At 50.7% G+C, this 8,718-nt stretch carries 9 protein-coding genes and 1 tRNA gene; 6 read left to right on the forward strand and 4 right to left on the reverse strand.

The features are described 5' to 3' along the window. The coding region (locus tag H6F80_RS17115) for a sensor histidine kinase (protein WP_190792735.1) at positions 1-882 on the forward strand (882 nt) is incomplete at its 5' end. Positions 883-897: 15 nt separating this feature from the next. Here the strand turns inward: H6F80_RS17115 and H6F80_RS17120 are convergent. Further along, a complete protein-coding gene (locus tag H6F80_RS17120; RefSeq protein ID WP_190792736.1) occupies positions 898-2,175 on the reverse strand; it encodes an FIST signal transduction protein in 1,278 nt (425 codons plus the stop codon). A gap of 435 nt (positions 2,176-2,610) precedes the next feature. Between H6F80_RS17120 and H6F80_RS17125 the strand changes: the two genes are divergently transcribed. From H6F80_RS17125 to H6F80_RS17140, 4 genes are all read left to right on the forward strand, one after another. Continuing rightward, positions 2,611-2,838, forward strand: coding sequence for a Calvin cycle protein CP12 (locus H6F80_RS17125; RefSeq protein WP_190792737.1), 228 nt, complete (start codon positions 2,611-2,613; stop codon positions 2,836-2,838). A gap of 93 nt (positions 2,839-2,931) precedes the next feature. After that, positions 2,932-3,453, forward strand: coding sequence for a tRNA (adenosine(37)-N6)-threonylcarbamoyltransferase complex ATPase subunit type 1 TsaE (gene tsaE / locus H6F80_RS17130; RefSeq protein WP_190792738.1), 522 nt, complete (start codon positions 2,932-2,934; stop codon positions 3,451-3,453). Between the two features lie 450 nt (positions 3,454-3,903). Then, positions 3,904-4,659 (forward strand): alpha/beta fold hydrolase, encoded by a 756-nt coding sequence (locus tag H6F80_RS17135; protein WP_190792739.1) that lies wholly within the window; start codon positions 3,904-3,906, stop codon positions 4,657-4,659. A 108-nt stretch (positions 4,660-4,767) separates the two neighbouring features. Further along, positions 4,768-4,998: a hypothetical protein gene (locus H6F80_RS17140; RefSeq protein WP_206755085.1), complete on the forward strand. Its 231-nt coding sequence runs from the start codon at positions 4,768-4,770 to the stop codon at positions 4,996-4,998. Between the two features lie 14 nt (positions 4,999-5,012). Here H6F80_RS17140 and H6F80_RS17145 read toward each other — a convergent pair. The 3 genes from H6F80_RS17145 to alr all read right to left on the reverse strand — a co-directional run bounded on the left by H6F80_RS17145 (position 5,013) and on the right by alr (position 7,714). After that, positions 5,013-5,104 (reverse strand) — tRNA-Ser (locus tag H6F80_RS17145). 98 nt (positions 5,105-5,202) lie between these two features. Beyond that, on the reverse strand, positions 5,203-6,360 hold the full coding sequence (locus H6F80_RS17150) for a patatin-like phospholipase family protein (protein ID WP_199296642.1): 1,158 nt from the start codon (positions 6,358-6,360) through the stop codon (positions 5,203-5,205). 154 nt (positions 6,361-6,514) lie between these two features. Beyond that, a complete protein-coding gene (gene alr / locus H6F80_RS17155) occupies positions 6,515-7,714 on the reverse strand; it encodes an alanine racemase (protein ID WP_190792742.1) in 1,200 nt (399 codons plus the stop codon). Between the two features lie 154 nt (positions 7,715-7,868). On the opposite strand from alr, the gene H6F80_RS17160 reads away from it, so the two are divergent. Next, positions 7,869-8,366, forward strand: a complete 498-nt coding sequence (locus H6F80_RS17160; RefSeq protein ID WP_190792743.1) for an HNH endonuclease — start codon at positions 7,869-7,871, stop codon at positions 8,364-8,366. Positions 8,367-8,718: the final 352 nt, after the last annotated feature.

Consider the following 8,718-nt stretch of genomic DNA (forward strand, 5'->3'; position numbering starts at 1 on the left):
CTAGAGCTAGCCCTACAAAAACTCCAGCATACCCAACTGCAAATGATCCAGAGCGAAAAAATGTCTTCTCTGGGCCAACTGGTCGCCGGAATTGCCCACGAAATCAACAACCCGGTGAACTTTATCTATGGCAATCTGTTTCCGGCTGAACAGTATATGCAGGACTTGCTTGAGCTGATTCACACCTACCAAGCCCACTATCCCAACCCGTTGCCGGCAATTCAAAACACGGTTGAGGCGATCGATTTGGCGTTTGTGGAGAGCGACCTACCCCGGCTCCTGTCTTCGATCAGAATGGGAGCCGAGCGCATTCGCCAGATCGTCAGCTCTCTCCGAACTTTTTCCCGTTTGGATGAAGCCGAATGCAAAGCAGTAGACATCCATGAAGGCATTGACAGCACACTGGTCATCCTCGAAAACCGCCTCAAAGCCACCTCAGAGCATCCCGGCATTCGGGTGATTAAGCAATATGGCGATTTACCGCTGGTTGAATGCTACGCTGGACAGCTCAATCAGGTCTTCATGAATATTCTTGTGAATGCTTTAGATGCTTTAGAAGAACACGATCAGCACCGATCGCACCAGGAGATCGATCAAGCTTCCAGCAGCATCGTGATCCGCACTCAGAAAATTGACCCCGATCGAGTGGCAGTTCATATTGCAGATAACGGTCCAGGAATGCCCGAAGCGGTAAAACAGCGCATCTTCGATCCCTTTTTCACCACAAAACCGATCGGTAAAGGCACAGGCATCGGAATGTCGATCAGCTACCAGATCATCACCGAAAATCACGGCGGCACAATCCACTGCTTTTCAACTCCTCAACAAGGCACAGAACTCATCATCGAAATCCCCCTAAAACAAACCACCCTCCTTTCCTGACCTCCCATCTACTCCCTACACCCTACTCGACGGACGACAAATTCCAAACACCGACGTATAACCGTGTAAAAACGTTGTGCCCCCTACGGGACCAATCTCCCCATTACAAAAGAATCCGCTCAGGGGAATGTGCTGCATATAGCGGCTAAAAAGCTGAGAGTCAAAATTAGGCTGATTGTAAAGCCCCTCACCCCGCCCGACACAGGAGAACATCAGCGCACCCATTGGTGAAGGCTGCTGAGTTCGCTGGGTTTGCATTTGATAGCGTTCGAGCAGCAGCTGCAAATCATCGCCTGATGTTTTGGCATCGCGCAGGTGAAACTGAATTCGCTGCCCCGGACGCACTCGATCGCCTACCGCAATTGCCCCCGTCCGAGGATCAACGCCCAGCAGATTCCGAATTAAAAAGTCGCCCTGCTCTGGGTTTTGCTTAAACGCGCTTTGCGCCACGCCGATATAAAGCGAATGCTGTGCCAGCTCTCGATCGTCTTCACTCAAGGTTTGCAGCAAGTCCTGAAGCACTTCGAGCGGTGCCCGGGGTTGTCCTGCTCGACTTCCTCCTAGAAGGAGCGGCTCCACGTCATCCATTTGCGCTTCGACCTTCAGCACGATATTGCGCTCTGCTTCAACAATTCGGTGCAGTTGACCGATTGGACGACAGCCCTGAGCCACGATCGTTTCCAGCACAATGTCTCCACTCAACGCCACGCCCACAATGCCTTCCTGATGGCGGCGATAGTTGCAAAACAGCCCGCTTGCCCCTGCGAACGCTGTCACGCTTGCCAGCCCGCCCACTTTGACTGCGCCCGGATAGGCAAAATCCAGCCCTTGCAGCAGCTCATTTACCCCAGAAGCCATCGGCGAGGCAAGCAGCAAAAATTGCGGCTGCTCCTGAGGCGGCACGCCAATTAGATTAATCCAGGTATCGGGCGGACTATCCAGGTCAGGCAAATCTTCAACCGATAAATGAAACGCCTTGACCTTGACTCCCGGAAGGTGTGCCAGCGTCAAATTCAGAGCAGCATCCCCTTCGACTTCCTGAATCTGCCCGGACGGATTTACACCAATCACACCGCCACCGCTACAGCCAATCAGAGCTGGCACGTTCAAATGCTCCTGCAACAGCGGCATCAGACGCGAGTATTCGCTGGCAAACGCCGAAGAAATGAAGACGATCGCCAGATCTGCGGTTGCCTGAAGCTGCTGGGTTGCTTGCTCGATGACATCATGTACCGCTTGCTCTAGAGACGGTCGGGTGGATAAAGCACTCGCCCACTTCATCGATTGCATCATGGGATGACTCAGTATAAGCGATAGAAATCTTTGACTTAATTAATAATGATGAATCACACGAAAGCGTTGAAAACCTGCTCTCAGTCTAGCGGCAAAGCGGAACGGTAAAGCAGTTCGCTCGAATTTCGTATCTAAGCGAACCAGAATCTCATTTGCGTCAAGGTATGATGACAGGGATGTGCTTATCCGTACTGGCACTTTGCCCGTCTACGCACACCACAAGCCGAACCTTTTGTCGGTTTGTCTTGAAACCTGTCCACAAACCTTAAGAAATAACGTGATCCTTTTGGGAAAAGCAGATCTCATGCGTAAGTAGGAGTAGGCGCTTACCTAAAAGACACTCGAAAGGATGATCTGGTGCAGCAGAGGATCAGGTTAAGCTAAATGTATAAAGCTCTGCACACGAAATAGAACCCAGTTTAGCTGAGTAGAATTATGAGCAATATCCAAGACGAAATTCAAAAAGAGCGTGATGAAGCTCGCACAGTTTGCGAGGTAAAAGGAGATGGTTCTGCCGAGTGTGCCGCTGCCTGGGATGCAGTTGAGGAACTGCAAGCAGAGGCATCTCACCAACGTCAAAAAGAAGCTCCCCAACAAACCTCTTTCCAGCAATACTGCGACGCTAACCCTGAAGCGGATGAATGCCGGGTTTACGACAACTAGCTTGCTTGCTAATTTGCTTTAGCGGCAATTAACTTCATCTCTATTTTGAGGGGCATCCACCTGGGTGCCCTTAATTATTTTCTCTGGTTTTTTATGATCGAATCCCTCACCCTCCTGCTGCCAGACGCAGCCGCAACTTATCAGCTCGGTCATCTTCTGGGACGATCGCTGCCTGCGGGAACGATTCTGCTGCTTCAGGGCAATCTTGGCAGCGGCAAAACAACCCTGGTTCAGGGTTTAGGTGAGAGTCTGGGTATTGCTGAAGCGATCGTCAGCCCCACCTTTACACTAATTAGCGAATATTCAGAGGGGCGCATCCCGCTCTACCATCTTGATCTTTATCGCCTTGACCCGACCGAAGTCGAAGTCCTGCATGTAGAAAGCTATTGGGATGGGCTGGAGTTTCCGCTGGGCATTGTGGCGATCGAATGGGCAGAGCGGTTGCCCGAACTCCCGTTAGAGTATTTGCGAATTGAACTTGCCCCAACTGAGCAGGGCAGCAGAACGGCTCACCTTAACGCGATCAGCCCAGCAGGAAAGTTCCAGAACGGATTTTCCCTGGGTTTACTTCAGCCTGCCCTTCAGCCATTTTTGGCACGTTCACAGAATGGATAAAGCTCGTGAGCGGAAGCACCATTATTGAAAATTGAAATGAGCTGCTGATAGGTTGCCTGAGCAAGCCTCAGAACTCCTAGCAGCAAATGATGCCCCGATAAGCACCTGATAATGCAAACCAAGTTCCCGTATTGAACAGGCTTCGCATGCCTGCCAGCCCTTTCCCTTCTTTTGAAAGGGGCGGGGGAAAATCTGACCGGAACGCTCATTCCTCGCCTTTTAGACATCCTCCTGGCATTAGATTCCTGTTAATTTTTTAGATCCTCCACGATCGCTTTCCAAATCCAGCAACTGAGGTCATTTTTGGATTTGCTTAATAATACTTAATATCATCTTATTGCGAATGATTCTAAACTAGCTCTCGTCAAAGCTTGTTGAGAAATATACTCAATAAGCGAACACCGTCCTCTCTTCTATTCATTCTCTCTTCTATTCATAAGGAAGCCCTCCATGTCTCTCTTTCCTGATGCCCTTTGGTTAAATGTCAGTCCTGCCTTCCAAGGCTTCAATCGCCCTCTTCTAAATCATTTATCTCAACACGCCGCGATTGGACACTGGGAATATGCTCAGGATCTAGATGAACCCACTTCTTTAGACACTGCGCTAGTGCTGCTGCATGATTATTTGAAACATCACAATCGCCCAATTCACCTGCTGGGACACAGCACAGGCGGACTGCTGGGATTACTCTATGCGCGTCAACATCCAGAGCGAGTGCGATCGCTCACATTGCTCTCGGTTGGCGTTAATCCTACGATCGATTGGCAGATGCATTACTATACTCAGCGTCGTCTGCTTCCCTGCGATCAGCAAAGAATTCTCAGACAAATGGTGCATGGGTTGCTGGGCTGTCCATCAAAGGACGTGACGGAGACTTTTGTAAAACTCCTAGAGCAAGACTTATATCAATCCCTTTCGCCGCATAGCTTGTTTCGGTCAACGCACTTGTTACCCATTTCTGTATCTGTACCGCTTCTAGTCTGCGGCAGCGTGGATGATATGGTTATTGATCCCAATCAGCTTCGAGACTGGCAGCAGTATTTTGATCAATCCATTTCTCGTCTCTGGATTTGTCCGGGTGGGCGTTATTTCTTTCATTACTTTTATGCTCAACTTGTTAGTGAACAGATTGCCAATTTTTGGGGAGCGGCAGCCTTACACCAGCGTTCAGTGATATCCGAGGAACTGCTTGATCTGGGCGTATAAATTCGGCGTATAAACTCAATGCCAACAAGTTCAAGGTCAACAAGCCAAGTATCAACAAGCTGTTTCTGATTGAACAACCGAGGTTTATCCAGATCTTTGCCCAGATCTTTGTCTAAATTTTTGTCCAGAGCAGTCTATGTAAATTACATTTACAGTCTCGATCGCTTCTTTTTGTCCTCTGTTGATTTGAATGACTTTAATCTGGATGACTTAAGTAAAACAGAAGACCGCACCCCTGCGCAGGGCAGCACTTCAACAGTCAAGAATCCCAGTCAGGCTTCGATCGCTTTCGCCAAGCCAACGACGAGCGCATCCAGCGAAACTGGGGTTAGAAACTGACTCTAGAAACTGGACGGAGAGGGAGGGATTCGAACCCTCGGTACGGAGTTACCTGCCGTACAACAGATTAGCAATCTGCCGCTTTCGACCACTCAGCCACCTCTCCAGGCTGACGAAACCTTAGTATATCAGATTCTACTGCAATCGATCGGTTTCTAGCCCTTAAATCAATCTATGATTCAACCAAGATTCATGGATAATGATCTATGATCGTGCTGCGTATTCCTGGCGGCACTCAACCGGATCGAACCCTCGGCGGCGCAGATGTTCATCCCAGTTCCAGGGCGGTTGTCCGGTGGAGGCGTTGCCCAGCAAAAAGTCCTTCATCGCCAGGTAGCCTATGCGGTAAAGAACACGCTTTTTGTCGTCGCCTAAATTAAACTCGGTTGCCGTAACCTGTGCATCGGTGACATCGATATCAATGACGCGGTCTTGCTTGCCCTGACCCAGGTGGTACTGATCCCTGGCAACCATCATTGTGCTGAACATGGCACGCAGCACATCAAACGGTCCCGTAATCGGTTTGCCCTGCTGATTGTTGCGATGCACGAGCCGTAAGCCAAACGTGGGCCAGCGCGGGCAGATTTGCTGAGTTTTGCCGGGCTTAAAGTCGTAGATCCACAGGGGAAAATTGCTGAGAATGCCGCCGTCCACGATTTTGGAGCCGCCCAGTTTGCCCGCTTCAAAAAAGAGTGGAATGCTCATTGAAAGCCGCACTGCTTCGGCAATTTCAAACTCGCCCGGATCGCGATAGCCCCGTTGCTCTTCCACGTTCGGCAAATCGTCTGGCAAAACTAGCATCTCGCCTCTCGAAATATCCGAGGTTACGACTTTAAGCTCACGCATGACGCCGTCGCTCGATTGCTCCTTTAAGCTAGAAAAGCTGGTCAATCCCTGTTTTCGCAGCATTCCTGCCATCCAGCGGCGAAATGGCTCTCCCGAATACTGCCCCGATTTGCCTGCAAGCTGAAGCCACAGAATCAGCCAGAGCGGATGGCTCAAATCGTCTGCTGGGTTGCCGTTAAGGATCAGCGAACTGGTTTTCTCAGTCAGAAATTCCATAAAGTTCATGCTGCCAATGATTTTTTCTAGATGATCGATCTGGAAATTAGCAGCCACGAGAGCAGCCGTAATGGCTCCAGCCGAGGTTCCGGCAACTTTGCGCCAAGATAGCCCCACATCTGCACAACAACGCAGTGCGCCCAGAAATGCAATCCCTCGAACCCCGCCACCCTCAAACACGCCATCGATGTAAATTTGCCCATTTGGGGCGGGAGGTGGCATCCGCTCCAGGATCGAAGCCTTTTCGGCTGCGGTAATTCGGAGTCCCGGTTCCTGCAAAATCTGATTAGTATCCAGCATTGCCATCGCTCTCCTTGTTGAAAAACACCCAGCTTAGAAGTACCGCAAAATGAGCCGATTCTCACGCTTGCGACTAGCATAGGTGCTGATACAGAGCGATCGACCACCGTTCCGGTGACTTTCGATGTGGAGTTTATAGAGCGGGTGTGAAGTTTTATTCCAGAACTGAAATCTCAGATTGGCATTCAGACGAAGACCCGATTGAAATGCGAGGCAGGCGGTGCTTAAAGCTGCACAGAATCTCCCAAGAAATTGTGTTTAGGCGGTTTGCCCAGTCGTCGGCAGTAATGCGATCGTCTCCGTCTTGTCCCAGCAGCGTCACGACTTCCCCTTCGCGCAGGTTAGGAATGGCACTCACATCGAGCATGAGCTGATCCATTGTAATTGCGCCGATTTGAGGGACTCGCTTGCCGCGGATCAGCACTTCAATCCGGTTCGACAAATTGCGCGGCACTCCGTCTGCATAGCCGATTCCTACAACCGCCAGCAGCATATCGCGATCGGCAATGTACTGATAGCCATAGCTGACTCCAGTTCCGGCGGTAATTGGTTTGACCTGCGTAACACGTGCCTTGACCTGCATCACCGGCTGAAGGTCGATCGTCTTTTGTAAATGGGGCGCAGGATAGAGTCCGTAGATTGCCAGCCCGACTCGCACCAGATCGTAGTGCAAGCCAGGGTCAACCAAGGTCGCAGCTGAGTTAGCAAAATGCAGACGAGGCGGTTGAATCTGGATCGATCGAAGCTGGGCGATCGCTTTCCGGTATCGCTGATGCTGAAGCTGCATGATGGTCGGATCAGGACTGTCTGCCGTCGCCAAGTGGGAATAAACGCTGGCAGTTTCAAGCTGGGGCAAACGTGCGACAAGCTGCCCAAACTCTGCTGCCTGCTGCCAGGGCATTCCCAAACGAGACATCCCAGTATCGATCTTGAGATGCACCGGAATCGGGCGATGACCTTCCTCGGCAAGCGTTTCGGCAAACACCAATGCCTGCTTCGAAGTACAAAGGGTAGGCTGAAGTCGCCACTGTGCCACGGCGCGAATTTCTTCCGGAGTATTCGTCGCGCCCAGCAGCAGAATTGGAGCTTTGATCCCAGCCTGCCGCAGCTCAATACCTTCCGGGATCGTGGCAACTCCCAGCCAGCTCGCCCCATGCCCAAGCACCGATCGCGCCACAGTGACGGCTCCATGCCCGTAGGCGTCAGCTTTCACGACAGCCATAAGTGCTGTTTGGGGCGACAGTTTTCGCTGAATTTGCCGGACGTTGTGCCCCAGTGCGTTCAGATCAATCTCAACCCAGGCCCGATCGCGCCGTAGGGTTGCCAGATCGGGAGAAAGTTCCCAGCTCAGCATGATGATTCACTCCTCTTGCTCACACCTCAGTCATCACTTAGTTCACGCCACCACCAACAATCCCAGGATTCCCTCTTGACAAAACATCACTATCTACCTTCCATCTGTGCCAATATGTTACTATCTGTGAAACCTTCTGAATCAGATTCTGTCAATGGGCAAGGTTCTTGTATTGAACGCCTCTTACGAACCGCTCAACATCACGAGCTGGAGACGGGCAGTGGTCTTACTGATTAAAGGGAAAGCAGAGCAGGTCGAACACAATGGTAAAGTTGTGTACTCCGAAATGCCTCTGCCGACGGTAATTCGGCTGCGCCACTATGTCCGAGTTCCCTATAAAGAAATTCCCCTAACTCGTCGCAATATCCTGCATCGGGACAGCCATTCCTGTCAATACTGCGGCTATACGGGCGATGAGCTAACATTAGATCATGTGATCCCTCGATCGCGGGGCGGCGGTGATTCCTGGGAAAACATTGTGACTGCCTGTGTGCGATGCAATGTGAAAAAAGGCAATCGCACTCCGAAGGAAGCCAGTATGCCGCTGAGAAACGAGCCGCACAAGCCTTACAGCGGGCTGTATTTTGAAGTGACGAAACACATAAAAAGTGGTCTTCACAAAGAATGGCAAAAATATGTTATTGGCACTTAAACCCCTGGCTGTGAGGAAGCACCGGGGGTTTTTGGCAAGAAGCTGAGCAGCCGAAAAACTAATTCCAGAGAAACTAATCCCAGGAAGTAGGACTAAAAGGAGGACTGCAAGGACAATAGACTGCAAGCGGATTTCGATCGCCTTCTCTCATCATCTACCTGGGATTCTCTACCGAGGCATTGCCCTAAGCCCGACACAAGCCTGACAGACCACCAGTCTATTTCCACGGATTTCTCACGCTCCATCAAAAGATGGAATCTTAGAAGGCACGATGCCGTAGCTACGTTTTTTTGCAAAGATCTAAACTAAGGTTCCAACCTTAACCGCTTTTTAAGCTGACCTGCTTTCGCTG

This window comes from Leptolyngbya sp. FACHB-711, from assembly GCF_014695615.1.
Classification (GTDB): Bacteria; Cyanobacteriota; Cyanobacteriia; order Elainellales; family Elainellaceae; genus Leptolyngbya_A.